General features: G+C 59.4%; 21 protein-coding genes and 1 pseudogene. 15 read left to right on the top strand and 7 right to left on the bottom strand.

Annotation, left to right across the window (positions count from 1 at the left end; translation table 11 throughout):
* Positions 1–53 precede the first annotated feature (53 nt).
* Entirely contained in the window at positions 54–950 is an 897-nt protein-coding gene (locus tag AC0J6G_RS12865) for a LysR family transcriptional regulator ArgP (protein WP_475248297.1), read from the top strand.
* Between the two features lie 189 nt (positions 951–1,139).
* Entirely contained in the window at positions 1,140–2,132 is a 993-nt protein-coding gene (locus AC0J6G_RS12860) for an NAD-dependent epimerase/dehydratase family protein (RefSeq protein ID WP_475248295.1), read from the top strand.
* Position 2,133: 1 nt separating this feature from the next.
* Here AC0J6G_RS12860 and AC0J6G_RS12855 read toward each other — a convergent pair whose 3' ends face one another.
* Positions 2,134–2,445 (bottom strand): hypothetical protein, encoded by a 312-nt coding sequence (locus AC0J6G_RS12855; RefSeq protein WP_475248293.1) that lies wholly within the window; start codon positions 2,443–2,445, stop codon positions 2,134–2,136.
* 318 nt (positions 2,446–2,763) lie between these two features.
* On the opposite strand from AC0J6G_RS12855, the gene AC0J6G_RS12850 reads away from it, so the two are divergent.
* The gene (locus tag AC0J6G_RS12850; RefSeq protein WP_475248291.1) at positions 2,764–3,609 is read left to right on the top strand and encodes an ATPase; all 846 of its coding nucleotides are present in this window, start codon (positions 2,764–2,766) and stop codon (positions 3,607–3,609) included.
* Positions 3,610–3,639: 30 nt separating this feature from the next.
* Here AC0J6G_RS12850 and codA read toward each other — a convergent pair whose 3' ends face one another.
* Positions 3,640–4,878: a cytosine deaminase gene (codA, locus tag AC0J6G_RS12845; protein ID WP_475248289.1), complete on the bottom strand. Its 1,239-nt coding sequence runs from the start codon at positions 4,876–4,878 to the stop codon at positions 3,640–3,642.
* 289 nt (positions 4,879–5,167) lie between these two features.
* Here codA and AC0J6G_RS12840 point away from each other — a divergent pair, with 289 nt between their 5' ends.
* Together AC0J6G_RS12840 and AC0J6G_RS12835 are read left to right on the top strand one after the other, a co-directional pair.
* A complete protein-coding gene (locus AC0J6G_RS12840; RefSeq protein WP_475248287.1) occupies positions 5,168–6,511 on the top strand; it encodes a metal-dependent hydrolase family protein in 1,344 nt (447 codons plus the stop codon).
* A gap of 42 nt (positions 6,512–6,553) precedes the next feature.
* Positions 6,554–7,339 carry a hypothetical protein gene (locus AC0J6G_RS12835; RefSeq protein WP_475248285.1) on the top strand — a complete coding sequence of 262 codons (786 nt, stop codon included), beginning with the start codon at positions 6,554–6,556 and terminating at the stop codon, positions 7,337–7,339.
* A gap of 195 nt (positions 7,340–7,534) precedes the next feature.
* On the opposite strand, the gene AC0J6G_RS12830 is transcribed toward AC0J6G_RS12835, so the two are convergent.
* Together AC0J6G_RS12830 and AC0J6G_RS12825 are read right to left on the bottom strand one after the other, a co-directional pair.
* Positions 7,535–8,584, bottom strand: coding sequence for an alkene reductase (locus tag AC0J6G_RS12830; RefSeq protein WP_475248283.1), 1,050 nt, complete (start codon positions 8,582–8,584; stop codon positions 7,535–7,537).
* A gap of 38 nt (positions 8,585–8,622) precedes the next feature.
* Positions 8,623–8,925, bottom strand: a complete 303-nt coding sequence (locus AC0J6G_RS12825) for an ArsR/SmtB family transcription factor (protein WP_475248281.1) — start codon at positions 8,923–8,925, stop codon at positions 8,623–8,625.
* A gap of 126 nt (positions 8,926–9,051) precedes the next feature.
* Between AC0J6G_RS12825 and AC0J6G_RS12820 the strand changes: the two genes are divergently transcribed.
* Entirely contained in the window at positions 9,052–9,636 is a 585-nt protein-coding gene (locus tag AC0J6G_RS12820) for an acyl carrier protein phosphodiesterase (protein WP_475248279.1), read from the top strand.
* Here AC0J6G_RS12820 and AC0J6G_RS12815 read toward each other — a convergent pair.
* Together AC0J6G_RS12815 and olsB are read right to left on the bottom strand one after the other, a co-directional pair.
* Positions 9,633–10,421, bottom strand: a complete 789-nt coding sequence (locus tag AC0J6G_RS12815) for a lysophospholipid acyltransferase family protein (RefSeq protein WP_475248277.1) — start codon at positions 10,419–10,421, stop codon at positions 9,633–9,635. The genes AC0J6G_RS12820 and AC0J6G_RS12815 overlap by 4 nt on opposite strands.
* 142 nt (positions 10,422–10,563) lie before the next feature.
* Positions 10,564–11,322, bottom strand: coding sequence for an L-ornithine N(alpha)-acyltransferase (olsB, locus tag AC0J6G_RS12810; protein WP_475248275.1), 759 nt, complete (start codon positions 11,320–11,322; stop codon positions 10,564–10,566).
* Between the two features lie 347 nt (positions 11,323–11,669).
* On the opposite strand from olsB, the gene AC0J6G_RS12805 reads away from it, so the two are divergent.
* From AC0J6G_RS12805 to AC0J6G_RS12785, 5 genes are all read left to right on the top strand, one after another.
* Positions 11,670–12,557, top strand: coding sequence for an acyl-CoA dehydrogenase middle domain-containing protein (locus AC0J6G_RS12805; RefSeq protein WP_475248273.1), 888 nt, complete (start codon positions 11,670–11,672; stop codon positions 12,555–12,557).
* A 156-nt stretch (positions 12,558–12,713) separates the two neighbouring features.
* Positions 12,714–13,499 (top strand): oxygen-binding di-iron domain-containing protein, encoded by a 786-nt coding sequence (locus tag AC0J6G_RS12800; protein WP_475248271.1) that lies wholly within the window; start codon positions 12,714–12,716, stop codon positions 13,497–13,499.
* Between the two features lie 144 nt (positions 13,500–13,643).
* On the top strand, positions 13,644–14,735 hold the full coding sequence (locus AC0J6G_RS12795) for a serine hydrolase domain-containing protein (protein ID WP_475253728.1): 1,092 nt from the start codon (positions 13,644–13,646) through the stop codon (positions 14,733–14,735).
* Positions 14,732–15,067: an amidase gene (locus tag AC0J6G_RS12790; RefSeq protein ID WP_475248269.1), complete on the top strand. Its 336-nt coding sequence runs from the start codon at positions 14,732–14,734 to the stop codon at positions 15,065–15,067. Before AC0J6G_RS12795 ends, AC0J6G_RS12790 begins: the two co-directional genes overlap by 4 nt.
* A gap of 236 nt (positions 15,068–15,303) precedes the next feature.
* Positions 15,304–16,461 (top strand): phospholipase D-like domain-containing protein, encoded by a 1,158-nt coding sequence (locus AC0J6G_RS12785; protein ID WP_475248267.1) that lies wholly within the window; start codon positions 15,304–15,306, stop codon positions 16,459–16,461.
* Between the two features lie 108 nt (positions 16,462–16,569).
* On the opposite strand, the gene AC0J6G_RS12780 is transcribed toward AC0J6G_RS12785, so the two are convergent.
* A complete protein-coding gene (locus tag AC0J6G_RS12780) occupies positions 16,570–17,745 on the bottom strand; it encodes a thiolase family protein (protein ID WP_475248265.1) in 1,176 nt (391 codons plus the stop codon).
* 184 nt (positions 17,746–17,929) lie between these two features.
* On the opposite strand from AC0J6G_RS12780, the gene AC0J6G_RS12775 reads away from it, so the two are divergent.
* From AC0J6G_RS12775 to AC0J6G_RS12760, 4 genes and pseudogenes are all read left to right on the top strand, one after another.
* The gene (locus AC0J6G_RS12775) at positions 17,930–19,612 is read left to right on the top strand and encodes a fatty acid--CoA ligase (RefSeq protein ID WP_475248264.1); all 1,683 of its coding nucleotides are present in this window, start codon (positions 17,930–17,932) and stop codon (positions 19,610–19,612) included.
* Positions 19,613–19,983: 371 nt separating this feature from the next.
* Positions 19,984–21,899: pseudogene (locus tag AC0J6G_RS12770) on the top strand (DUF1302 domain-containing protein).
* Between the two features lie 34 nt (positions 21,900–21,933).
* A complete protein-coding gene (locus AC0J6G_RS12765) occupies positions 21,934–23,301 on the top strand; it encodes a DUF1329 domain-containing protein (RefSeq protein ID WP_475248262.1) in 1,368 nt (455 codons plus the stop codon).
* Positions 23,302–23,577: 276 nt separating this feature from the next.
* Positions 23,578–26,301, top strand: a complete 2,724-nt coding sequence (locus AC0J6G_RS12760; protein ID WP_475248260.1) for a winged helix-turn-helix domain-containing protein — start codon at positions 23,578–23,580, stop codon at positions 26,299–26,301.
* Positions 26,302–26,608 lie beyond the last annotated feature (307 nt).

Below are 26,608 nucleotides of genomic sequence, written 5' to 3'. Positions count from 1 at the left end.
TCAGGTTGTATAAGAGAAACCAATAGTGCTGATTGCTCATTAGGAAAACTGATTTGCTTGATTACAAGTTACTCGCCGCCCTGGCGGCAGTCGTGGAGCAGGCGGGCTTCGAACGTGCCGCCCAGGTACTGGGTTTGTCGCAGTCGGCCGTTTCCCAGCGGATCAAGCTGCTAGAAGCGCGGGTGGGGCAGCCGGTGCTGGTGCGGGTGCTGCCGCCCGTGCCGACGGAAATTGGCCGTCGTCTACTTAACCATGTGCAACAAGTGCGTTTGCTTGAGCGCGATATTCAAGCGCAGGTGCCAGGGTTGGATGAAGGGGGGCCGCCTGAACGCCTGCGCATTGCATTAAATGCCGACAGCCTGGCCACCTGGTGGGCGCAAGCGGTGGGCGGCTTTTGCACGGAGCAGCGTTTGCTGTTGGAGTTGGTGGTTGAAGACCAGGATGTAGGTCTCAAACGTATGCGTGCCGGTGAGGTGGCCGCCTGTGTTTGCGCCAGCGAGCGCCCTGTTGCGGGCGCGCGGGCATTGTTGCTGGGCAGCATGCGTTATCGCGCCTTGGCCAGCCCGGCATTTGTCGCGCGGTATTTTCCCGATGGGGTGACAGCTGCTGGGCTGACGCAGGCGCCCGCAATTGTGTTTGGCCCCGATGACCTATTGCAGCATCGCTACCTGTCGGCGCTGGGCATGGAGGGTGGGTTTGCTTATCACCTGTGCCCCTCGTCTGAAGGCTTCGTAAGGCTGGCTGAAGCGGGTTTTGGCTGGGGCCTGATGCCTGAGTTGCAGGTACAGGCAGAGTTGGCTACGGGGACATTGTGCGAGTTACTGCCTGAGCGCCCGTTGGACGTTCCGCTGTATTGGCATCATTGGCGCAGCGGTGGCGAACTGCTGGGCGCATTGACCGAGCATTTGCAGCGTCATGCCGCTACCGGCCTGGTAACCGCGAAACGTTGAGCCTTCAGCACCGAGCGCTGCGCGTGCAATAACCTGCACGGCTTATCAGGCCGTTCAGGCGGGGTTTGGTTTGATCAGACCCATAGCAAACGCCGCTTTCATCAATCTTGGCAGGCCCACTTTAAAAGGTGTCGGTACGCGGCTGTTGGCGCTGCTAGAGTGGCCCGCACATAAAGTGAGGGGGCCGCGATGAAAATTCTGGTAACCGGGGCCAGTGGCTTTATCGGTGGGCGTTTTGCCCGCTTTGCCTTGGAGCAGGGCTTGAGCGTGCGGGTCAATGGGCGCCGGGCTGACGGCGTTGAGCATTTGTGCGTGCGGGGCGCGGAATTTATCCAGGGCGACCTGGCCGACCCTGAGCTGGTGCAGCACCTGTGCCGGGGCATCGATAGGGTGGTGCACTGCGCGGGAGCGGTTGGTGTCTGGGGGCCATACGAGCACTTCTATAAGGCTAACGTCACCGTCACTGAAAACGTGGTCGATGCTTGCCTCAAGCAGAATGTGCAGCGGCTGGTGCACCTGTCCTCACCTTCGGTGTACTTCGATGGCCAGGCGCATGTTGGCCTCAGGGAAGAGCAATTGCCCAAGCGCTTTTCCGATCATTACGGCAAGACCAAGTTCCTGGCTGAGCAGCAGGTGTTTGCCGCTCAAGAGTTTGGCCTGGAGGTGCTGGCGCTGCGGCCGCGCTTCGTGACCGGGGCCGGCGATACCAGCATCTTTCCACGCTTGATAAAGATGCAGCGCAAAGGGCGTCTGTCGATTATCGGCAACGGCCTGAATAAGGTCGATTTCACCAGCATACACAACCTCAATGCAGCCTTGATGAGTGGCCTGCTGGCTGCAGGCCCTGCGCTTGGGCAGGTTTACAACATCAGCAATGGTGCGCCGCTGCCGCTGTGGGATGTGGTCAATTATGTGCTGCGCCAACTCGATCTGCCGCCGGTCACGCGGCACATACCCTATGGCCTGGCTTACAGCGCTGCGGCCCTAAATGAAGGGATATGCAAACTCCTGCCGGGGCGTCCGGAGCCAACCTTGTTTCGTTTAGGCGTGGCGGTGATGGCCAAGGACTTTTCCCTGGATATCAGCCGAGCACAGCAATACCTGGACTACGAGCCCACGTTCAGCCTGTGGCATGCGCTGGATGAGTTCTGCGCTTGGTGGCAGGCGCAACAGCCGCATTGATTCAGGCGTACACACGTTGGCCGCGATACATGCGCACCGAGCCGCTCGCGGGTCGCGGCGTGAGGTCTTCTACCAGTAGCGGGTGGCCGGCCTGCATGCGCGCCGCGGTGCTGGGCGCCGTGAAGGGGAGGTCACTGTACTGCGCCAGTAATTGGCCCAGTTGGCGGGTTTCTTCGTTGCTTGAGTTGAGGCAAGCGTTGAGCATGCAGGTGATGGCATCTGGCTGGCTCAAGCGAATGTCGACGGCCTGCTCTTCGCGCAGTCGGCGGCGCAGGTTCTTCATGCAATCCAGTACTGCTCTGTTCAGCTCCATGGACCATCCCCGTTCGTGCAAGTGGACAGGCGCCTTCATCCAGAATGCCCCGTTTGTTCTCGCCGCGTTGGCTGCGGGTAAATCGCACCTGCAGCGGCCTGGCTCCCTGGCGCTGCGAAAACGTCGCATGGGAATGTCTGCAAAGCGCATACCAGTTCACAGTTTGCGCAACGGCGCAGGCTGCAGCGAGTCCACGGCCTGCGTCATGCCCTTCGTCGGTGCGTTTGGGCCTGGGTTGGCGCGACACTGAAGCGCTGCGCCTGAACCGTTATACTGCGCGGCAATTTGCGACCCCTGTGCTTTCTTGAAGGTTGACCCATGCGTAACGATGCCCACGACGAACTCGATCACGTACCCAGCCTGCGGGCGGAACAGCGCGATCACGATGACTATCAGGCGGAACTCTCGGAGCCTGCACGCGGCAATACCTATGGACGCGCGGCCACCGTTGCACCGGTGAAAACCGCCAGCACTGGGCCGCTGTGGGCACTGGTCGGGGCCTTGATGATTGCCTTGGGCGGGCTTGGCTGGTGGAGCTTTCAGCAAATCAGCCTGATGGAACAGCAGCTGGTTGCGACGCAGGAAAGTTTCGCGCGCATCAGCGAGGAAGCGGCTGGGCGAATTCAGGATATTTCCGGCAAGGTGGTGGCCACCGAATCGACAGTCACCAGCGGCAGCGAAGCCCTGAAACTGCAAGTCAAACAGCTGGAGAGCAAGCTGGCTCAGCTGAGCAAGCAGCAACAGGGCGTAACCAGCCAGCAAGGCGAGCAGGGCAAGCGCCTTGAACAGTTGGCGGTGCAACTCAAAGGCCAGGAAGGCGGTGGCGCAAAGCTTGAGGCCAGCTTGAAAAAACTTGGCGATGAGCAGGCCGCGTTGAAAAGCGAGCACGCCAGCCTGAAAAGTGAACTGGCCGGGCAGAGCAAACTGGATGAGAAGATTGCGGGCCTAAAAAGCGAGATTGATGCGCTGAAAAAACTCGGCAACCCCAATCAGGCGATTGCCCGCCTGGAGCAGGACCTGCTGGTGCTGAAAGGCGACCTGGAAACCCGCCCCGCAGGCAGCAGCACGGCTGAGTTTGATGCGTTTCGCGCGCAGATGACCCGCAACATCAACACCTTGCAGGCGCAGGTGCAAAACCTGCAGCAGCAGATTGATGCCCGCTAAGGGCACCGCTCTACTGCGCTTTAGTCAGGCCTAGCCGGTGCGTTGGATTTGCGCCGGCGTGCGTTGCAGCAACACCTGGCCGGCGCGGATCGAAACCAGTGCATGGCCTTGGCTGCGCAGCATTTCATAATCGTCCGGCGCTGACAGAATCAGCAGATTCGCCGGACGCCCCACCTCCAACCCGTAGCGCTCACCCAGGTTCAGGGTGCGCGCACTGTGGTCGGTGATGAAGTCCAGGCAGCGCTGTAGGTCCTCGTAACCGAGCATGTGGCAGATGTGCAGGCCGGCTTCGAGAATGCGCACGATGTTGCCATTACCCAGCGGGTACCAAGGGTCGACGATGGAGTCCTGCGCCAGGCAGACATTCAGCCCGGCTCGGTCGAGCTCCGCCACGCGGGTTAGGCCGCGGCGCTTGGGGAATGTGTCGAAGCGCCCTTGCAAGTGGATGCTTTCGGTAGGGCAGGAGATGAAGTTGATCTTCGATTGTTTGAGCAAGCGGAACAGCTTCGAACAATAGGCGTTGTCGTAAGAGCCCATCGCCGTGGTGTGGCTGGCGGTGACGCGCGCGCCCATGCAGCGCACGCGGGCCTCCTCGGCCAGCACTTCGAGAAAGCGCGAGTGCGGGTCGTCGGTTTCGTCGCAGTGCACATCCACCAAGCAACCGGTGCGCTCGGCCAGGTCCATCAGGAACTTGATCGAGCTGACGCCCTGATCCCGGGTGTTCTCAAAGTGCGGAATGCCGCCCACCACATCGGCGCCGAGGGCTATCGCCTGCTCCATCAATGCGCGGCCGTTAGCGAACGACTCGATACCTTCTTGGGGGAAGGCGACAATCTGCAGGTCAATCAGGTGACGCACTTCGTCGCGTACCTCGACCATCGCTTTAAGCGCGGCGAGCGTTGGATCGGTCACATCGACGTGGGTGCGTACGTGCTGAATGCCATGGTCGACCAGCATGTCGATGGTCTTGCGGGCGCGCTGTTTGGTGTCTTCATGGGTGACCTGCGTCTTGCGCTCGCCCCAACGCTCGATCCCTTCAAACAGCGTGCCGCTCATGTTCCAGGCCGGCTGACCGGCAGTGAGAGCGGCGTCCAAGTGGATGTGCGGTTCGATAAAGGGCGCAGTGACCAGATTGCCCGAGGCGTCTAAGTCAGTCCCGTTGGCCTCGACAAGGGTCGCTTGCTCGGTGATCGCAGCAATGCGCTCGCCATTCAGTTCAATGCGGCACAGGCCGGGTCTCTTGCGCAAGCGAGCGTTGACGATATTCATCCACTGTTCCTTGTACTTTACGGCGTGAGAGCCGCCAGGTTGGCGCGGCCATGGGGCTGTTTAGGTGAAGCTAGCGAAGCGCCGAGCGAACGCCCGCTGAGGGCCTGGCTGTGTGGCACACGACGCCCTACACAACACTAAACAACCCCTAGCGGGCAGTGGCAATAGGCTGAGGTCATGAGAGTGGCATTCATCTTTTGGCACCCCAGTCGCGCCCGCGTATTTGCGATTTTAGAACGGATGCGTTATTCAAAACTCTGCCCTTACGCCTAAGTGATAGATAGCCAAGATGAAGCTAAAGCACCTTACTGCGGTATCACTACTCGTGTTTATGCCGGCTCTGATCACCAGCGCCGCGGCTGCGCAGACGGCCGTGCTCATCGAGAACGTACACATCTTTGATGGTAAGAGCAGCGTCCGTGCGAAAAATCCGGCCAACGTGTTGGTGGTCGACAACCTGATTGCACGCATTTCCAGCGCACCACTTTCCCCACCCGAAGGCGCTACACTGACCCGAATAGACGGTGATGGCCGCACCTTGATGCCCGGCCTGATTGATGCCCACTGGCACATGATGCTGGTGGGGCAAACCCTCACAGACGCCATGACCAGCGAGGTTGGCTATACCAATCTACGTGCCGCTCAGGTTGCTGAAGCAACCTTGATGCGCGGTTTTACCAGCGTTCGCGATATGGGTGGGCCGGTGCAGGGGCTGCGTCGCGCTATTGAGGAAGAGCGTTATCCGGGCCCACGGATTTTCGCTTCGGGGGCGATGATTTCTCAAACCGGAGGCCATGGTGATTTTCGCTTTCCATATGAAGTTCCTCGCGCGCCCAATCAGCCGTTGAGCCACAGCGAACTGACCCGAACAGCTGCTATTGCCGACGGTGCTGATGAAGTGTTACGCCGCGTCCGCGAGCAACTCATGCTTGGCGCGACGCAGATCAAACTGATGGCCGGCGGCGGTGTGACCTCGGTGTATGACCCGATTGATGCCACTCAATACACCCCCAAAGAAATTCGTGCGGCTGTGGCGGCGGCTGAGAATTGGGGCACCTACGTCACGGTGCATGCGTACACCAGCCATGCGGTAACAATGTCGATCGAGGCCGGCGTTAAAGCCGTTGAGCATGGCCAGTTGGTTGACGAAAACACGGTGAAGCTGATGGCCGAAAAAGGTATTTGGTGGTCGCTGCAGCCGTTCCTCGATAACGAACTCGCGAACCCCCAAAAGGGGCCGAGCCGGGCTAAACAGCTGATGGTTGCGTCAGGGACTGATCGTGCTTACGAACTGGCCCGCAAGCACAAGGTCAAGGTCGCGTTTGGTACCGACATCTTATTTTCAGGTGACAACGGCGACGTGCAAAACGCCCGTCTGGCGTCTCTGCAGCGCTGGTACAGCCCAGGGGAGGTGCTGCAAATAGCCACCGGGAATAACGGTGCGCTGCTTGAACTCAGTGGCGAGCGTAACCCCTACAAGCAGGCCCTTGGCGTTATTGCTGAAGGTGCCTTAGCCGATATGTTGCTGGTGCAAGGCGACCCCACGGCAGACCTAACGTTGATCAAAGACCCAGCGGCTAACTTCGTCGTGATCATGAAGAACGGACGCCTCTACAAGAACCTCATTAACTGAGTACGAGGTCTTGCACTCACCGACCTAGAGCCAAGGAATGCCATGTTCAAGACGATCTCTCTTCTCGCCGTTACGGCCGGTTTGTTTGCTACATCGCTGTCATTCGCCGCGTCAGCTCAAACGACGCCCGCGAGTGACAGCATCGACGACAGTCAGTGGCGTTACCGCGCAACCCCCTATGTCTGGGGTGCTGGGCTGGACGGTACGGTAGGTAAGTTTGGCCGCCGCGCAGACGTCAGCAAAAATTTTAGCGATGTGCTCGAAGGCTTGGATGCAGGCGCCATGGTTGCCTTCGAAGCGCGCCGTGGCCGTTACGGCATTCTGGTGGATGTGCTGCATGCACGCCTGAGTGAATCTGACAGCCTGCCAACGCCTTTGGGCATTTCGGCGGATGCAGATGTCAACGTTCGAGCCACCACCTTTATGCTGGCCGGCCAATACCGTGCGGCGACGGGCGAGTGGGGGTATGTCGATGTGCTCGGCGGCATTCGCCACTGGGCCTTGCGAACCGAGGTGGACGTCAGCCTAGGCAACTTCTTTGCTGTTGATGGCCGCGATAAAGAAAGCTGGACCGACCCTGTGGTCGGGGTCAAAGGCACGTACCACCTGGGTGAGCGTACCTATTTCACCGGCTGGGTGATGGCGGGTGGATTCGATGTGGGGTCGCGTTTTAACGCTGACGTGATGGCGGCGATTGGTTACAAAGTAACCGCCCAGAGCGCGCTGCTGTTGGCCTACCGACGGCTTGACGTCGACTACAGCTCCTCCGGGTTTGTGTTCGATGCCGCGCTGCAGGGCCCCGCAATTGGCTGGGACTACCGTTTTTAAGCCCAGATGCAGCGTTCGGCGCGGTATGGCGATTGGCCGAGCGATACACCGCCCACGTGATAGGCGCCGTCGCTGATGACACTTCAGCCGCACAAACACTGATTTGCACTAATGCAAAAAGCCCGATGCACAGCATCGGGCTTTTTGCTGACTGGTGCCTGCTCGGATCGGCCTAAACCGAGTCGCGGAACCGGCTTACAGCGTTGGGTAGTCGAGGTAGCCGACCGGGCCGGAACCGTAGAAGGTTTCTGGGTGTGGCGTGTTCAGCTCGGCATCTTGTGCCAGGCGTGCGGGCAGGTCCGGGTTGGCGATAAACGGAATGCCGAAGGCCACGGCATCGGCCTTGCCGCTTTGCAGCCACTCATTGGCCTGGTCCTTGGTGAAGCGCTCGTTGGCGATAAACACACCGCCGAAGGCTTGTTTCAGGCCTGGCGACAGGCTGTCGTCGGCTTCTTTTTCACGGGCGCAGATAAAGGCGATACCACGTTTACCCAGTTCGCGGGCGACATAGGTAAAGGTCTCGGCGCGGTTGGCGTCGCCCATGTCATGGCTGTCGGCGCGTGGTGCCAGGTGCACACCGACACGGCCTGCGCCCCACACGTCAATTGCCGCATCGGTCACTTCCAGCAGCAGACGCGCACGGTTTTCCAGGGTGCCGCCGTAGCGGTCGGTGCGCTGGTTGGTGCTGCTTTGCAGGAACTGATCGAGCAGGTAGCCGTTGGCACCGTGTATTTCAACGCCGTCAAAACCGGCGGCCTTGGCGTTTTCTGCGCCCAGGCGATAGGCCTCAACGATATCGGCGATTTCTTCAGTTTCCAGGGCGCGTGGGGTGACGAAGTCTTTCATCGGGCGCACCAGGCTGACATGCCCGGCAGGCTGAATGGCGCTCGGCGCGACCGGCAGTTCACCGTTCAGGTAGATCGGGTCAGAGATACGCCCAACGTGCCACAGCTGCAGGACTATTTTGCTACCGGCCGCGTGTACGGCCTTGGTGATGTTGCTCCAGCCGCGCACTTGAGCATCCGACCAGATGCCGGGGGTGTCCGGGTAACCAACGCCCATTGGGGTGACGGCAGTGGCCTCGCTGATGATCAACCCGGCGCTGGCGCGCTGTACGTAATACTCGGCCATCATGGCATTGGGCACGCGGCCTTCATCGGCGCGGCAGCGGGTCAGCGGGGCCATGATGATGCGGTTGTTGAGGTGCAGGTCGCCGATCTGGATCGGGTCGAAAAGCGTAGTCATGGATAAGCTTCCTTCGTGTGGGGGCGTGCGAAAAAGGTTTAGAGCGTGTGGTTGATGTGGCAAAGAAACGCCTGAACGGTCGCTTCATTGCGCTTGAAAAAGTGCCATTGGCCGACTTTCTTGCTGCTAACCAACCCGGCGCGTTGCAAGGTCGCCAGGTGCGCGGAGACTGTTGACTGCGACAACCCTGTGCGCTGGTCGATCTTGCCGGCGCACACGCCGATTTCCAGCGGATGGTCCTGGTCGGCGAAGTGAAGCTGCGGTGTTTTCAGCCACTGCAGAATGTCGCGCCGTACGGGGTGGGCGAGGGCTTTGATCACTTCATCAATGTCGAGTTGCATGGGGTTGTCCCGTGGCTGCGCGAGCGCTGTATCGCGGTGGGGCAAACCTTATATCGGTCGTTGACGATATACAGATCGTTCGTGGCGATAGTCATCATTGGTCGCGCTGATGTGTAAGCTGAGTGCATGAACTACCTCGCACATTTACACCTGGGCGGCGACGCGCCGGCCCAACTGCTGGGCAGCCTGTATGGCGATTTCGTCAAAGGCCCGTTGGCCGGGCAGTGGCCGGCGGATATTGAGGCGGCCATCCGTTTGCATCGGCGCATCGATGTGTTTACCGACAGCCATCCACTGCAATTACAGGCGCGGGCGCGCTTTCCTGTTGAGCGGCGGCGCTATGCCGGGATTCTTCTGGATGTGTTTTTCGATCACTGCCTGGCGCTGCATTGGGCGGACTATGCCCGCGAGCCGCTGCCGATATTTACCCAGCGGGTTTATCAGGTGCTGGCCCATGAACCGTGTTTGCCAGAACGCCTGGCGGGGATTGCACCGCGCATGGCCGCGCAGGACTGGCTGGGCAGTTACCGCGAGTTTGAAGTGTTGGCGCAGGTGGTCGATGGCATTCAGCGAAGGCTGTCGCGCCCCCAAGGGCTGGACGGCGCTATGCCTGAATTGCAGCGGTTGTATCAGCCGCTGCTGGCAGATTTTCAGCAGTTTTACCCCGAGTTACAGGCCTTTGTTGCCCGCGAACGAGGGCTGGCGGACTAAGCAGCCTGGCCTTGAATCGCTGTAGGGGGCTCGGCCTCATCTGCACCAAACAGTGCCTCGCGGATCGCCTGCTGCGCCGCGCGGGCCAGGGCATTGCGACGGAGATCCGTGCTGGCAATGGGGCTGAGCAGCTGAATCTGCACCTCTCCGATGTCGCTGCCGAGCAAGCGCAGCAGGTGCGAGAGCATGTCGTCGTCACCAATAAACGGCGCCACACCGCACGGCTGGCCGTTACGCAGGTAACGGATAGCCACCGGTTGCACGGCGACGCCGCAGTCGATGGCGCTGCTCAGTAAACGCCCGTGGAAGGTGCGCAGGCCCAGGCCATCACTGGTGGTGCCTTCAGGGAAAATCAACAGGTTGCGCCCTTGTTGCAAGTGCCGGCCGAGTTGTTGGTTGAGCAGGTTGCTGTCGCCTGAACCGCGACGGATAAACAGCGTGCCGGCCTTGAGCGCGAGCCAGCCCGCCACCGGCCAGGTGCGCACCTCCGCCTTGGACAAAAAGGACAGGGGGGTGAGCATGCCGAGCAGCGGAATATCGGTCCACGACACATGGTTGCTGACCCACAGCATCGGTTGCCGTGGCAGTTCCCCCTGCACGTTTAGGCGAAAGGGCAGGGCAGCCGCCAGGCGCGCGAGAAACCAGCGGGTCAGGCGCTGGCGGGTTGGCATCAGGTCATGCCGGACCAGGCGTTCCAGCAAGGTGATGCCGGCCGCCAGCAGGGTGCCGACGCTGATGACCAGCAGCAGGCGCGCCAGGCGCAGGTACAAACGCAATTTCTTCACCACACTCTCCCGCTGCAAAAACACCAAAGCCGGCACTGTCTACAGGCTGCCGGCGGCTTGTGCAACTGTGCTCACGATCGGCTATGCGCGTGCCCTGCGCTGTTAGATGCAGGCTCTAGCGTTGAAGACCGTGAGCGGGTTCTTAGACGGCGGCCTTGAAGTGGCGGGCATAGCGTGGGCAAAGCTCGTCGCGCCTGAGCAGGATAAACACGTCAGCCACCTGGAAATCCTGATCCCAGCAAGGCTCGCCGCAGATCTTCGCGCCCAGGCGCATGTAAGCCTTGAGCAGTGGCGGCATTTCCGCAATCACGTTGCTCGGCACATCCAGGTGCGGCAGCGGGGTTTTCGGTTCGGCCCGCAGGTGCTCGGTGCACAGGTAGCGTTCGCGCAGGCGCTGCATAATTGCCTGGGCCTGAATGCCGCCGTCTTGCATGGAGATGCTGGCGCAGCCCATCAGGTAACGGTAACCGCCTTCGTTGAGCACTTCGGCCAATTCGCCCCAGAGCACGGCGATGGTTGCACCGTTGCGGTAGGCTGCGTCGACGCAGGTGCGGCCGATTTCCAGTACCGGCCCTTCGAGGTGCAGCAGGCCGTGCAGGCTGAATTCTTCTTCGCTGTAGAACCGGCCCAAGCCAGCGGCCGCTTGGTGGTCGAGTAAGCGGGTGGTGGCCACCAGCTCACCGCTGTTGAGATCACGCACGCCGATGTGCTGGCAGTGAATGTCATAGTCATCCATGTCCAGGCCCCACTCGGCTCCCTTGAGCTTGGCATCGAACTCGGCACTGAATACGCGAAAGCGCAACGCCTGGGCTTCGCGCAGGGCGGCAGGGCCGTGTAAGCGCTCGGCTTGCAAGCGACGAGCTGGGGTAGTGCGGTCGCGGGTGATTGCCATCTGGGTCATGCCGTCATCTCCATTTCGGCCGTGTGAAAACCACTACGCTCGGTTGTGCCGCGTTAAAAGCAACCTCGGGTGCTCGCGTGCAACTCGTGCACTCCGCTTGATTCGCTACGCTCACCCTGCGTGCCTGCCACAGGTTGTTACTTCGCTGCGCTGCGTTTCTGCTTTGCTTTCGCCGTGCTCAACCTTTGCGTGTGATGCGTTCACGTGGCCTCGTTAGCCGGCTTTTTGTCTTGCAGCCGGTAGATCTTGTTGGGCAAGCTCAGGCTAGGTAGCGGCGGTGTCACCTCCGTTAAGTTTTGGTGATGCTTGTGTGACAGCGACTTCGATAACCCCAAAAGGAGCACGACATGCCCTGGCAACAGTTGTTGAGCCCGCAGGTACGCCTGCCGGTTGCGGACCTGGAAACGTGGTACGCCAGCCTGCTGGAGCGCATCGGCAGTGCGTCGCCATTGCAACTGGCGATGCGCGGCGGCCGCTTGGCGGCGACGCCGGGGTTAGCGTTTCTTGCGGGTTATCAGGGCGCGCTGCGTGCCCTTTGGCCTGCTGCACCCTGGACGCTGGGTGCGTTGTGCGTGACTGAAAACCGCAGCAGCCGCGCGGCGGATATGACCACGCGGATCGACGCGCTGACCCTGGATGGCCGCAAGGACTTTGTTACCGCCGCCGAAGCCGCCGACTGGCTGTTGGTGGCCGCCCGTGAGGAGGCCGCCGGTGCGCCGGTGCAACTGGCCCTCGGCGTGGTGCGCAATGGCGCGGCGGGTGTGCGGATTGAGGCTTTGCCAGCGTTGCCGTTAATGCCGGATGTCAGCCATGGCCGCCTGCATCTGCAGGGCGCGCATTGTGAGCGGCTGCCGGGCGATGGCTGGGATGATTACGTCAAACCCTTCCGCACCCTAGAAGACACCCACGTGCTAGCAGCGCTGGCTGCCTGGCTGTTTGGCGTCGCGCAGGACTCAGCCTGGCCGCAGGCCCTGCAATTGCGCCTGCTTGGCTTGCTGGCCGGTTGCGCGGAAGTGGCGCGGCAATGCCCAAGCAAGGCCGATGGCCACCTGTTGCTGGCCGGCGTGTTCGCCCAGTTCGACAGCCTGCGCAGTGATCTAGACGCCGCCTTCGCCAGTGGTGATCCACACTGGGCGCAGCTCTGGCAGCGCGATAAAGGCGTGTTATCGATCGCCGTTGGAGCGCGCAGCAAACGGTTGCAAAAAGCGCAGGTACTGCTCGGCATTACCCTGTAGCGGGATGTAATGCGGGAGCGGTTTACAGCCAAAGGACTACCCCGGATTACATCCGTGCTATGGGTTTAGCCAGGGCATGTCGGCTGGCTTGATCCAGATCAGTAAGGCTATATCGCTGCGCCATTAAGCTCGCGGGCTTTCGGGAGAGAGCCTGCCATGCGACGCGAGCCCATAGTGCTGTTCGATAACGGCGAGCATCAGTGCATGATGTTCGATGACCTGGTCAGTGGTGAGGGCGTGCAGTCCAACCAGTTTCTGATCACCGACAACGAGCAATACCTGCTGCTCGATCCCGGCGGCGACCTGACCTACACGCCGCTGTCGCTGGAGTTGTCCAAGCACATCCCCGTGCAGGACCTGACCTATATATTCGCCTCGCACCAAGACCCGGACATCATCGCCTCGCTGGACAAATGGCTGCTGCACACCCGCGCGCGGGTGATCTGCTCCAAGCTCTGGGCGCGCTTTCTGCCGCACCTGACGGCCAACTACCTGGCGCTCAGCCGTGGCATCAACACCTTTGACCGGATCATCGCGCTGCCGGATCGCGGCCAGTCGTTTACCCTCGGCAAGTGCACGCTTAAAGCGGTACCGGCGCATTTTCTCCACTCGGTGGGCAACTTCCAGCTGTACGACCCGGTGAGCAAGATCCTCTTCTCTGGCGATATGGGCGCCTCTTTGGTTGATGACGCGCACCCTGTGACCGACTTCGTCAACCATGTACCGAACATGCTCGGTTTCCACCGGCGTTACATGGCCAGCAACAAGATCTGCCGGCTGTGGGCGGCGATGGTGCGTGACATGGATGTGGCGATGATCGTGCCGCAGCACGGCCGCCCCTTTGTTGGCGCAGAAATGATCAATGCCTTCCTCTACTGGATCGAAAACCTTGAGTGCGGCATGGATCTGATGGGGCCGGATGATTACCGAGTGCCGAAATAGTCGTACCGACTTATCGCGCCGAATCGCTGGATAAAGCGGCGTGTTCGGCGCTTTTTGTCGTCATCAGCGCCATGCTAGGGTGCCGCCTTCGATCCCCGCAGAGGCAGCGCAATGTCCTTCACTCTCTTTTCCGCACGGCGGCTGATGCTGGCGTGTGTCTTCGCATCGGGCTGCACGGCGGCCCAGGCCGAGAATTGGCCAGGTGAAGACTGGGACAGCCAGTTGGCCGCACCCAGCGCCGCGCTCAGCGAGCTGGAAAACTATGCCTTCCCGGCCCGCGATGACGCCACCCGCAAGGGCGTACGCACCGATGCCTTGCTGGTGATCCGCGATGGCGAGGTGGTGTACGAGCGCTATGCCGCGCCGACAACGGCTGCTACCCCACACCTGACCTGGTCGATGGCCAAGAGCCTGCTCGCCACCACCATGGGCGTGGCTTACGGTCAGGGCCGCTTCCGTCTGGATGAACCGGTAGCGCAGTATTACCCGCCATTTGCTGCGCACCCGCAGGTCAAGATCGGCCATCTGCTTAACTGGGCCTCGGGCCTGGACTGGCAGGAAGACTATGAATACGCGCCGCTGAAATCTTCGGTGGTGGCGATGCTCTACACCCGTGGCCGCAGTGATATGGCGGCCTTCACCGCCGCGCACAGCGCCGACGCCGAACCGGGCGAGCGCTTCCGTTACTCCAGTGGTGACAGCAATGTGCTGTCCGCCGCGTTGAAAAACATGGTGGGCGCTGAGGCTTACGCCGATTACCCCTGGACCGCTTTGTTTGACCCGCTGGGGATCAAGACCGCTGTGTGGGAGCGTGATGCGGCGGGCACTTTTGTCGGTTCCTCCTACGTCTATATGAGCGCCCGCGACCTGGCCCGCGTCGGCCTGCTGATGCAGCGCGATGGCCGCTGGGGCGAACAGCAATTGCTGCCCAAGGCCTGGGTGGAGTTCAACCGCACGCCGTTTGCCAATTACCAGCCGCAGGCCGAACAGCCTGGTGAGGCGGTGCCCGGCGGACACTGGTGGTTGAACGCAGCGGTGGCGGGGGCGAGCAGGCCCTGGCCGGATGCGCCGGAGGATACCCTGGTGGCGTCCGGGCATTGGGGGCAGGGGTTGTATGTGATCGCCAGCGAAAACCTGGTGGTGGTGCGCTACGCCGATGACCGCGACGGCAGCTTTGATCGCAACCACTTCCTCAAGCTGGTTCTCGCCTCGTTGGCCGATGAGGTGCAGCCATGATTCGTCGTCCATTTAGCAGCCTGTTGTTGCTTATTCTGCTGTTGCTCGCCGCTCTGGCCTGGCAGAACCGTACACACCTGCAAGCCTTCCCCGGCATCATCGGCGCCTACTCGGCTAAGGAATATTGTTCGTGCCGCTATGTGGTGAATAATCCGGCCGACTACTGCGAGGCCTACGTGGCGCAGTACGTTCCGCTGTCTGGCTTCTTCGATGATCAAGCCAATAAACGCGTCACCGCACGTGGGCTGGGCAGCACCCAGAGTGCACAATGGCTGAGCGCTCGCCAGGGTTGTCAGTTGTTACCGGAGCCGGCGCAACTGCCGGAGCCCTGAGCGCCTGATTAGCCTCCGCTGCGTCTCGCTCCTGATGCGGTATCAACAGTGCAGGGCGCGGCGTCTCAATAGGCGCATGGGCTACTTGCACATTCGCGTGCCAGCTCCGGCTGCTTGGTTCAGTACGCTCAGCGGCCGCTGTGATGCGCTGGGCAGGGTTTGCAAGGCGTTGCCGGGCGGCTATGGTGGCGCCTTCCTTCCCGATGTGTGAGGGGCAATATTTAGAGTGAGTACGCATGCCCGATAACGTCTTTCCCTGGCGACGCGGCAATACGCTGGCGCTGCTGGTCGACGGGCCGCAGTTTTTTGGGCAGATGCTGGCGCGCATCAGTGCTGCGCATCAGCAGGTCGAATTAGAGCTCTATTTAGTCGAAAGCGGTGCATGCTCCAGCAGCCTGCTGGACGTGCTGTGCGCCGCGGCCCAGCGTGGCGTCGCTGTGCGGTGTTTGTTTGATGACTTTGGCTCACAAGGCCTCTTAGCGGCTGACCGCCAACGCTTGTTCGCCGCCGGTGTGCAGGTGCAGTGGTACAACCCGCTGCGCTGGAAGCATGGCCTGCGCAATTTCCATCGTGATCATCGCAAGCTGCTGCTGGTCGATGGCCAATTTGCCTTTGTCGGCGGCACTGGCGCGACCGATGAATTTTGGCAGCCGGAGCAAGACAGCAGCCGTTGGCATGAGGTTATGGTGGAAATCAGCGGGCCGCTGGTGGCCGACTGGCAACAGTTGTTCGAGCGTCAGTGGCAGGCGTCTCAGGCCTGGATAGCCTGGCGGCCGCGCATGCCGCTGCGCCTGAAAAATTTGCCGGCTTTGCCCGCGCTGGGCCAGGGGGTGGGGCGTGTGGCTTTTGCTGATGCGTCACAGCATCGCGATATTTTGCTGTCGCTGGTGCGCGCTTTGCGCGGCGCTAAACAGCGCATCTGGCTGGCCACACCGTACTTTCTCCCAACCTGGCGCGTGCGCCGCACCTTGCGCCAGGCGGCCAAGCGCGGCATTGAGGTGCGCCTGCTGCTGGCCGGGCAGAATACCGATCATCCGCCAGTACGTTTTGCCGGTCAGCGCTACTACACCAGCCTGCTCAAGGCCGGGGTGCAGATATTCGAATACCAGCCGCGCTTTCTGCATTTGAAAATGGTGCTGGTCGATGATTGGGTCAGCGTTGGCTCGTGCAATTTCGATCACTGGAACTTGCGCTTCAACCTGGACGCCAATCTGGAGACATTGGACCCCGTCTTCAGCGCCAGCGTTGCTGCTAGCTTTGAGGCGGACTTTGCCCAGAGCGAGGAAATCACCTTGGCTGACTGGCGTGCGCGGCCTTGGTGGCGACGGTTGCAGCAGGCTATTTGGGGCGCTCTGGACCAATTGCTGGTCAAGCTGCTGGATCGTCGTCTCTGATCGTTACGGGGCTGCTGTCGAGGGCATTTGACGGGGCGTGGACAGAGCCGATCTAAAATGCAGCGGGCCAGCGCAAGGCTGGCCCGTTATGGCGGATCAAGTAGGTGTTTAAATCAGCTCAACTGCTACGGCTGTCGCTTCACCGCCACCGATACACAGTGAGGCGATACCACGCTTGCCGCCGGTGTTTTTCAGCGCGTTGATCAGGGTCAGGATGATCCGCGAGCCGGTAGAACCGACCGGGTGGCCCTGGGCACAGGCGCCGCCGTAAATGTTGACCTTGGCGTGATCCAGGTCGTGTTCACGAATGGCCAGCATGGTGACCATGGCGAAGGCTTCGTTGATCTCGTACAGGTCGACCTCGGCCTTGTCCCAGCCGGTTTTCTTCAGCAGGTTGCTGATCGAGCCAATCGGCGCGATGGTGAACTCGCTTGGGTCTTGGCTCTGTGTGGCATGGGCGACAATCTTCGCCAGCGGCGTGAGGCCACGCTTGGCGGCTTCTTCAGCGGTCATCAGCAGCAGCGCCGAGGCGCCGTCGGAGATCGAGCTGGCGTTGGCGGCGGTGATGCTGCCGTCCTTGCGGAACGCTGGCTTCAGGCCGGGGATTTTCTCCAGATTGGCGTTCAGCGGTTGCTCGTCATCCTTGACCACCACATCGCCCTTGCGCCCGCTGACGGTGATCGGGACGATTTCCGCATCCAGCGCACCGCTGGCGATGGCGGCCTGGGCGCGTTTCAGCGATTCGATGGCGTAGGCGTCCATCTGCTCGCGGGTGATGCCGTACTGGTCGGCGGTTTCCTGGGCAAAGGAGCCCATCAGGCGGCCGGTGCGCGCATCTTCCAGGCCGTCGAGGAACATATGGTCCTTGATCTCGCCGTGGCCCATGCGCAGGCCCGCGCGGGCCTTGGTCATGATGTAGGGCGCGTTGGACATGCTTTCCATGCCGCCGGCGATCATCACGTTATTACTGCCAGCCTTGAGCGAATCAAACGCCATCATCACGGCTTTCATGCCCGAACCGCAGAGCTTGTTGATTGTGGTGCAGCCGGTGGCAGCGGGCAGACCGGCGTTCAGCGACGCCTGGCGGGCCGGCCCCTGCTTCAGACCAGCCGGCAGCACGCAGCCCATGATCACTTCCTGCACGTCTGCAGGGGCAATGCCGGAACGCTCAACTGCCGCGCGAATGGCGGCCGCACCCAGGTCAACCGCAGCAATGCTCGACAGGCTGCCTTGAAAACCACCCATCGGCGTACGTGCGCCGCTGACGATGACGATATCGGACATCAGGAAACTCCTCGTTTTTGTAGTAGATCGCAGGCCAAACAAATCGAATGCGAGCCGCCGATTCTACTGCGTGACTAAAAATGCCCAAAGAGTCACGCGGAAAATCATTCTTTGGGCTGATTTGAGCAGGCTGCGGGGGCTCTAGATTGGCCGCACTGAAAAAAGCCAACAAATAGGTACCGCCATGCTGCAGACCCGCCTGATTGCTCCCGCCGACAATGCACACCAAGCGCCGCTGTTGATCAAGCGCCTGTTGCTGTCCGGTATCCGCTACGAGAAAACCCGCGAAATCGTCTATCGCGACCAGCTGCGTTACAGCTACGCCACCCTCAACGAGCGCGTGGCGCGCCTGGCCAATGTGCTCACCGAAGCCGGGGTCAAGGCCGGTGACACTGTGGCCGTGATGGATTGGGACAGCCACCGTTACCTGGAGTGCATGTTCGCCATTCCGATGATCGGCGCGGTGCTGCATACCATCAACATCCGCCTATCGGCTGATCAGATTCTCTACACCATGAACCATGCCGACGATAAGTTCGTGCTGGTCAACAGTGAGTTCGTGCCGCTGTACAAGGGCATCGAAAGCCAGCTGACCACGGTGGAGAAGACCATTCTGCTCACCGATGCAGCCGAGAAAACCGCCGACCTGGGCGGCCTGGTCGGTGAATACGAAAACCTGCTGGCCGCCGCCAGCCCGCGCTACGACTTCCCGGATTTCGACGAGAACTCGGTCGCCACCACTTTCTACACCACCGGCACCACCGGCAATCCCAAGGGTGTGTATTTCAGCCATCGCCAGTTGGTGCTACACACCATGGCCGAAGCCAGTGTTTTGGGCAGCCTGGACAGCATCCGCCTGCTCGGCACCAACGATGTGTATATGCCGATTACCCCGATGTTCCATGTGCATGCCTGGGGCATTCCTTATGTGGCCACCATGCTGGGGATCAAGCAGGTCTATCCCGGCCGTTATGAGCCGGACCTGCTCTGTCGCCTGATCAAAGAAGAGAAGGTGACCTTCTCTCACTGCGTGCCGACTATTCTGCAAATGGTATTGGCCGCCCCAGGCGCTCAGGGCCACGACTTTGGTGGCCTGAAGATGATCATCGGTGGCAGCGCGCTGAATCGTTCGCTGTATGAGGTCGCCAAGGCCCGCGGCATCCAGCTGACCGCTGCTTACGGCATGTCGGAAACCTGCCCGCTGATCTCCTGCGCGCATATCAATGACGAGCTGATGGCCGGCAGCGAAGATGAACGCACCACTTACCGGATCAAGGCTGGCGTGCCGGTGCCGCTGGTGGAAGCGGCAATCATGTCCGCCGATGGCACCCTGTTACCGGCCGATGGTGAAAGCCAGGGTGAGCTGGTGCTGCGTGCGCCGTGGCTGACTCAGGGCTACTTCCGCGAGCCAGAGAAGGGCGCAGAGCTGTGGGAGCACGGCTGGCTGCACACCGGTGATGTGGCGACCATCGACGACTTTGGCTTTATCGATATCCGCGACCGTATCAAGGATGTGATCAAGACCGGTGGCGAGTGGATCTCCTCCCTGGAGCTGGAAGACCTGATCAGTCGTCACCCTGCGGTACGTGAAGTGGCAGTGGTGGGCGTGGTCGACCCGCAGTGGGGCGAGCGGCCGTTTGCCCTGTTGGTCTTGCGCGAAGGGCAGAGCCTGGATGCCAAGGGCCTCAAGGAACACCTCAAGCCTTTTGTCGATCAAGGCAGCATCAACAAGTGGGCGATACCGTCACAGATCGCCCTTGTTACCGAAGTTCCCAAGACCAGTGTCGGCAAACTGGATAAGAAACGCATTCGTCTGGATATCGTCCAGTGGCAGGCTGCTGGTAGCCCGTTTCTGTCGACTGTTTAAGCTGTTTTACGACGGGCAGGCCCAGGCTGCCTGCCCGTCGCCTTACTGCTTTAATGTTTGGTTAAGGCGATGTAAATCAGGCGTTTAGGTTGGTTTTGCAACGGGTATTTGGGTTCGCTTGCGCTGCGTCATGGGGTGCTTAAGCCGCAACGAGCTAGGTTGTTTTTCGTGACTGATTGGTCAAACAAGCGTTTGGCTTGCTAATTGCTGCCCTCATCGCATTCTCGGCTCGGCCGGTCGTGGCGTACACGCCGAAACCTGCGAGCCAGAGTGCCCGGAGGCTGCAAATCACACTTTCGAGGGATCAAGCAGTACCACCCGCTGGCTATAGTCCGCATCATCCATAACAAAAAGCACATGGAGTAGCGTCGATGACAAAAACAAAACAAATCTGGCGCCTGGCAAAACTGCCACTGGCCGTCAGCCTCGCATCCACTCTCGCCGCACCTGCATTCGGCGTTACTTTCAATATCGGTGAAATCGAAGGTCAGTTCGACTCTTCTATGTCGGTTGGCTCAAGCTGGTCGGTGCGTGGGGCTGATCAGGATTTGGTCGGTTACAACACTGGCGGTGGTCGTGGTCTTTCTATGACTTCCGATGATGGTCGTGCAAATTTCAAGAAGGGTGAGACTTTTTCAAAGATATTCAAAGGTATTCATGACCTTGAGTTGAAGTATGGCGATACCGGGGTGTTTGTGCGTGGCAAATACTGGTACGACTTTGAGCTAAAGGACGAAAGCCGTCTGTTTAAGGATGTCAGTGATAGTAATCGTAAAGAGGGTGCTCAGTCATCTGGGGCGCAGATTCTAGATGCCTTCGCATATCACAACTATTCAATCATGGACCAGCCGGGTAGCGTTCGTCTTGGCAAACAAGTTGTTAGCTGGGGCGAAAGTACTTTTATCCGTAATAGTATCAATGAAATAAACCCAGTTGATGTGTCCGCATTCCGCCGCCCAGGTGCTGAAATTAAGGAGGGCCTGATTCCGGTAAATATGTTTTATGTTTCTCAGAGTCTGACTGAGAATCTCTCTATGGAGGCCTTCTATCAGTTAGAGTGGGATCAGACCGTAGTTGATAACTGTGGCACTTTCTTTTCGCAAGCTGATGTTGTTGCAGATGGCTGTGATACAAATCTTGCACTTCTGGCGGGTACAGGGTTCCTTAATAATTTCAACGCAGCGGCAGTCCCTTTTCTTAACAGTAGGGGTGTGGCTGTTAGTGAGGAGGGGGTGATTGTTCCGCGTGGTGCAGATCGTGATGCTCGGGATGATGGCCAGTGGGGACTTGCATTTCGATATTTTGCGCCAGCACTCGACACCGAGTTTGGCTTGTATGCGATGAATTATCACAGTCGAGCTCCTGTTTTCAGTGCTAGCTCAGCTCCGCAGGCGCTGTATACGAATATTAATGGGGGGGGCTAGGTGGATTTGGGGCGTTGGCGCCAATGCTCGTTGCGGGTAGTTCTAAGTATTTTATTGAGTATCCAGAAGATATTCGTCTTTATGGCGCTAGCTTCTCCACAACGCTACCTACTGGTACTGCTTGGGCTGGCGAGTTGAGCTATCGTGCAAATGCCCCGGTTCAGCTCAATACGACAGATATTCTTTACGCTGGCCTGACTCCTCTTACAACTAATCCTGCATATGTCAATGCTTCCGTTCTTAAAGGGCAGCCAGGTCAAGATTTGAACGGGTACAATCGCAAAGAAATCACTCAGTTCCAAACTACATTTACTCACTTTTTTGACCAAGTTATGGGTGCGAGTCGTTTAACTTTGGTTGGTGAAGTAGGTGTTGTGCATGTTGGTGGGTTGGAGCCTACTAGTAAGGCTCGTTATGGGCGCGACCCAGTATTTGGTCCCGGGGAGCTTCCTGTAACTCTGCCAGGTATTGCGAATGTCAATACTTGTGCTGCTCTCAACAAAGATACGTTGGATCGTTCCTCTTTCGCGAATCAAAGTTATAAAAATGTAAGCAAGTACTGTAATGATGAGGGCTTTGTAACCTCCACCTCTTGGGGCTACCGCGCTCGTGCGATTTGGGATTACCCGGACGTATTCGCCGGCGTAAACCTACGCCCAAGCGTTTCTTGGTCGCATGACGTTGAGGGTTACGGCCCGAACGGCTTGTTCACTGAGGGTGCCAAGGCTGTGAGCCTAGGCTTGGATGCGGACTACCAAAACACTTACACCGCCAGCCTGTCTTACACCGATTTCTTCGGCGGTAAATACAACACTTCCGTTGACCGCGACTTCGTTGCGCTCAGCTTTGGCGTGAACTTCTAAGTAAGCGGACGAGATTTTGAGGACGACTATGACTATGAAAACAACAAAAAGTCTGCTGCAAACCGGTGCTCTGGCTCTTACGCTGCTGGCAAGTAGCGTAATGGCTGCGGTGTCGCCGGATGAGGCGGCCAAGTTGGGTACTTCACTGACGCCTGTCGGTGCGGAAATGGCAGGTAACGCCGATGGCTCGATTCCGGCCTGGACCGGTGGTCTGCCAAAAAATGCCGGTGCTGTAGACGCTGGCGGCTTCCTTGCGGATCCGTTCCCGAGTGAGCAGCCGCTGTTCACCATCACTGCGCAAAATGTGGACCAGTACAAAGATAAGCTGACACCTGGCCAGCTGGCGATGTTCAAGCGTTATCCGGAAAGCTACCGGATGCCGGTATTCGCGACCCATCGTACGGCCAGCATGCCGGACTTCATTTTGGCCGCTGCGAAGAACAACGCAGTTAACACCAAGATGGTTGAGGGCGGTAACGGTTTGGAGAACTTCCAGCAAGCCAACCCCTTCCCCATTCCGAAGGACGGTCTGGAAGCTATCTGGAACCACATCACTCGCTACCGTGGCGGCAGTGTGAAGCGTCTGGTAACCCAGGCGACTCCACAGCCGAACGGCTCCTACAGTCTGGTTTACTTCCAGGATGAGTTCACCTTCCGTGGTGCACTGAAGGATGCCGATGCCAGCAAACCAAGTAACGTACTGTTCTACTTTAAGCAGCGGGTAACTGCTCCATCGCGTCTGGCCGGTAACGTGCTGCTGGTACACGAAACCCTTAACCAGGTGAAAGAGCCGCGTTTGGCGTGGTTGTATAACGCTGGTCAGCGTCGTGTGCGTCGTGCGCCGCAGGTTTCCTACGACGGTCCAGGTACCGCCGCTGACGGTCTGCGTACGTCCGACAACTTCGACATGTACAACGGTGCTCCTGACCGTTACGAGTGGAAGCTCAACGGTAAGAAGGAAATCTACATTCCTTACAACAGCTACCGTCTGGACTCGCCAAAGCTGAAGTATGACCAGATCATCAAGGCCGGCCATATCAACCAGGATCTGACCCGTTACGAGCTGCACCGCGTATGGCATGTGACTGCAACCCTGAAATCGGGTGAGCGTCATATCTATGCCAAGCGTGATTTCTTCCTTGACGAAGACACCTGGCAAGCGGCTGCCATCGACCACTACGACGGTCGCGGTACTCTGTGGCGTGTGGCTGAAGCCCATGCTCAGTACTACTACGATAAGCAAGTGCCGTGGTATAGCGTAGAGACCTTGTATGACCTGCTGTCTGGTCGTTACCTGGCTCTGGGTATGAAGAACGAAGAGAAGAGCGCTTACGAGTTCGACTACCCAGCGAAGGAAAGCGATTACACCCCAGCGGCACTGCGCCAGGCGGGCGTACGCTAAATCGGAGTAACGCTGTATAAAGAACCGGCCCGCAAGGGCCGGTTTTTTATGGCCAGCCATCCATGGCGGCCACCCTTCTGGCCGTCGCTGCGCGACGTTAAAAATAGCTCCCAGCCATTTTTACGCATGCGTAAAGCCGGTGACTATGCAGCAGATAGATGAACAATCATTGCCGTTTGCTACCTGATGGCCACAAGGGCTTCAAATGCGCGGATCAAGAGGCTAGTCTGCGGGCATTGGTAGCTCCTCTGCCTGACTACTACAAGAAACTGGCTGATGACTGATCTGTCCCGAATTCCTGGCTTGGTTGCCGCGCCCAATGTATTGGGCGGGCATTTCTATCGCCCCCCGTTGCCGGCCAGTTATGTGCCGCGCCCGGCGTTGTGCGAGCGTCTATTGGGCGGCTTGGCGGGGCGACTGCTGCTGGTCAGCGCCCCTGCCGGCTTTGGTAAAAGCTCATTGGCCATTGAGTTCTGCGAGCATCTGCCTGGGCAGTGGCAGAGCCTGTGGTTGGGTTTGAGTTCGCGTGACAATGATCCAGGGCGCTTCCTGGAACGTTTGCTTGGCGGCTTGCAGCAGTTTTTTCCCGGTGTCGGGCAGGAAGCGCTAGGGCTGCTGCGTTTGCGCCAAAAGCATCAACCCTTTGCCTTCGAGGAGTGGCTTGACGGTCTGCTTGATGAGCTGGCGCTGCGCCTCGATCCTCAACAACCGCTGTTGCTGGTTCTGGATGATTATCACCTGGCCCAAGGCGCGGTACTCGATCGCTGTCTGCAGTTTTTTCTAAGCCACTTGCCGCCCGGTTTGGTGATGCTGGTAACCAGTCGCCAGCGCCCGGATTGGCATCTGGCCCGCCTGCGCCTGTCGCGTCAGTTGCTGGAGTTGCATGAGGAGGATCTGCGCCTAACTGATGCCGAAAGCACGGCGTTGCTCAGGTTGCAGGGCGCTGAGCTTTCGGCTGAAGCGCTAGCTGCCTTGTTACAGCGCAGCGAGGGTTGGGTGGCAGGATTGCGTTTATGGTCCCTGGCTGCTAGTGAGGTGCAGGAGTCGGCAGCCTTACCGGCGCGGATACAGGGCGGTGATGGTCTGATCCATGATTACTTGCTGGAAGAGGTTATTGAGCGCCAGCCGGCCGACGTGCAGAGTTTTCTCTATGAAACGGCCAGCCAGGAACGTTTCTGCGCCGAGTTGTGTGATGCGCTGCGCGATGCCCATGACAGCGCCTCGATTCTTCGTCATCTGCAGGCGCATCAGGTGTTTCTGGTGCCGCTGGATGAGCAGGGCAAATGGTTTCGTTATCACCATCTATTTTCTGACCTGCTACGCAGTCGACCCCAGCCTTCGGCGGGTTTGCATTTGCGTGCCTGCCGGTGGTTCAGCGCCGAAGGGCTTTTAGATGAAGCCATTGAACAGGCGTTGCGTGCCGGTCAGCCGGACGTAGCGGCTAACTTGGTTCAGAGCCTTTCCGAAGAGCAATTACTGGGTGAGCAAAATGTTGCCACTTTGCTGCGCTGGAAGATGGATTTGCCAGACAGCCTGCTAACCAGTACTCCGCGCTTGATTCTGCTGTATGGCTGGGCGCTGGCATTGGCTTGTCAGTTGGATGCAGCTGAAGAGCTGCTGGCTCAGCTCGGGGGCTTTCTGCCAGCGCGAGACAGAGCCGAACAAGAAGGGTTACTGGCGCAATGGCTGGCTCTGAGTGGCGTGATCGCTCGCGGTCGGGGCGACAGCGCCAAGGCGCAGGCCTACTGCACTGAAGCACTGAGTTGCCTGCCGCAGGATCGTTATGGGCAGCGCCTGATGTGCTTGTCCAGCCTGGCTAACCTGGCGATTGTGCAGGGTGACCTGTGGCGTGCCCGTGGGTTAAATCGCGAAGCACTGGAGTTGGCGCAGCGGGTCGCCAATCCGCTGTTCGAAGCCTTGGCCCATTACGATCGAGCACGGGTTCTGCAGGCCCGTGGTGAAGTGTTGCGCGCGCAAGATGAAGTGCATCAGGGCCAGCAGCGCCTGGTGGGTTTATCGGCACGGCGGCAATATGCGGTGCGCGGGCGACTAACGCTGTATGAGGGTTATTTGCTGAGCCTGCGCCTGCAGCCGCAGCAAGCACGGCAAAAGTTGCTGGCTGGTATTGCCGAGGCGCGTGCTTGCCGCGATATCAGCGTGCTGATCGGCTATTGCGTACTGGCCAGCCTGGAAGGCCGCAGCGGTAGTCTGCCCGACGCTTTTGCTCAGTTGGCTGAGGCTGAACGCCTGATGCATATCTGGGATATTCCGCCGATCTACTACCTGGCGATGATCACCCTGACTAAGTGCGAGCTGTGGCTCCGTCAAGGGCAGAGCGAGCTGGCTGGCGTGTGGCTGAATCGTCTGCAGGAAGCTTATGGCGGCGAGCAAGCTGCCGCCGCTCCAGAGTTCCACCCGCAATTGCCATTACATATTCAGCTGCACCTGGCCACGTACGAGCGCTTGCAGGGCGAGGACGACCGCGCTGAGCAACGCTTGCGGGGGCTGAGCCAGCTGGCGCAGAACGCTGGTGGGCAGTTGTTGGGTGCGATTGCGCAGATGCAGCTGACGGCCTTACTTCATGACAGCGGCCGTGAACGTGAGGCTCAGCAACAGCTGTGCAGCGCCCTGCAGACCGCCGCCGGTGGTGGGCTGCTGCCTTTTCATGCTGTGCTGAATGAGCACGCCGACTGGCTACGCGAGCAGTTGCGGGCACAGCCCGCTAGCCCTATGACTGACGCCTTGTTGCAACATCTGCCGTGCGCCATGCAGGCGGAAAGCCCAGAAGAACCCAGTGTTCTAGTTGATGCCCTGAGTTCACGCGAGTTGTCGGTGCTGCAGCTCATCGCCCAGGGCTGCTCCAATCAGGAAATCAGTGAGCGCTTATTTATTTCGCTGCACACGGTGAAAACCCACGCCCGCCACATCAACAGCAAACTGAGCGTCGAGCGGCGTACGCAAGCCGTGGCGCGAGCCAAAAGTCTGGGCCTGCTGCGTTGATTTAGCCTTTATCGACTGCCCGGTGAGTCTTGCTCTTCACCTCTTTAAGGTATGAAAGTATTTATTTTAGGCTTCAGCAAAGCCGCTACTTTTCCCATGTGTACAGCACCTGGGCGGGTAAACTGGCGAGCGATTGTCGTGTTAAGGAATAAATATGAGTACTGCCGTCCCTTCGAGCCTGATCCGCGAAACCTTCCCCGTCGGGCCTTTGCAGTGCAACTGCATGTCTTGCTAATACGACAAGCTCTTGATGCTGAAAGGATTTTCAGTTTTTTATGTTATTTATCAATTAGTTGGTGGTTTGCGA

The sequence above is a fragment of the Pseudomonas sp. TS_SC_3 genome, assembly GCF_056156225.1.
The sequence above is the reverse complement of the archived record's forward strand: the minus strand, read 5'-3'. Positions and strand labels throughout refer to the sequence as shown.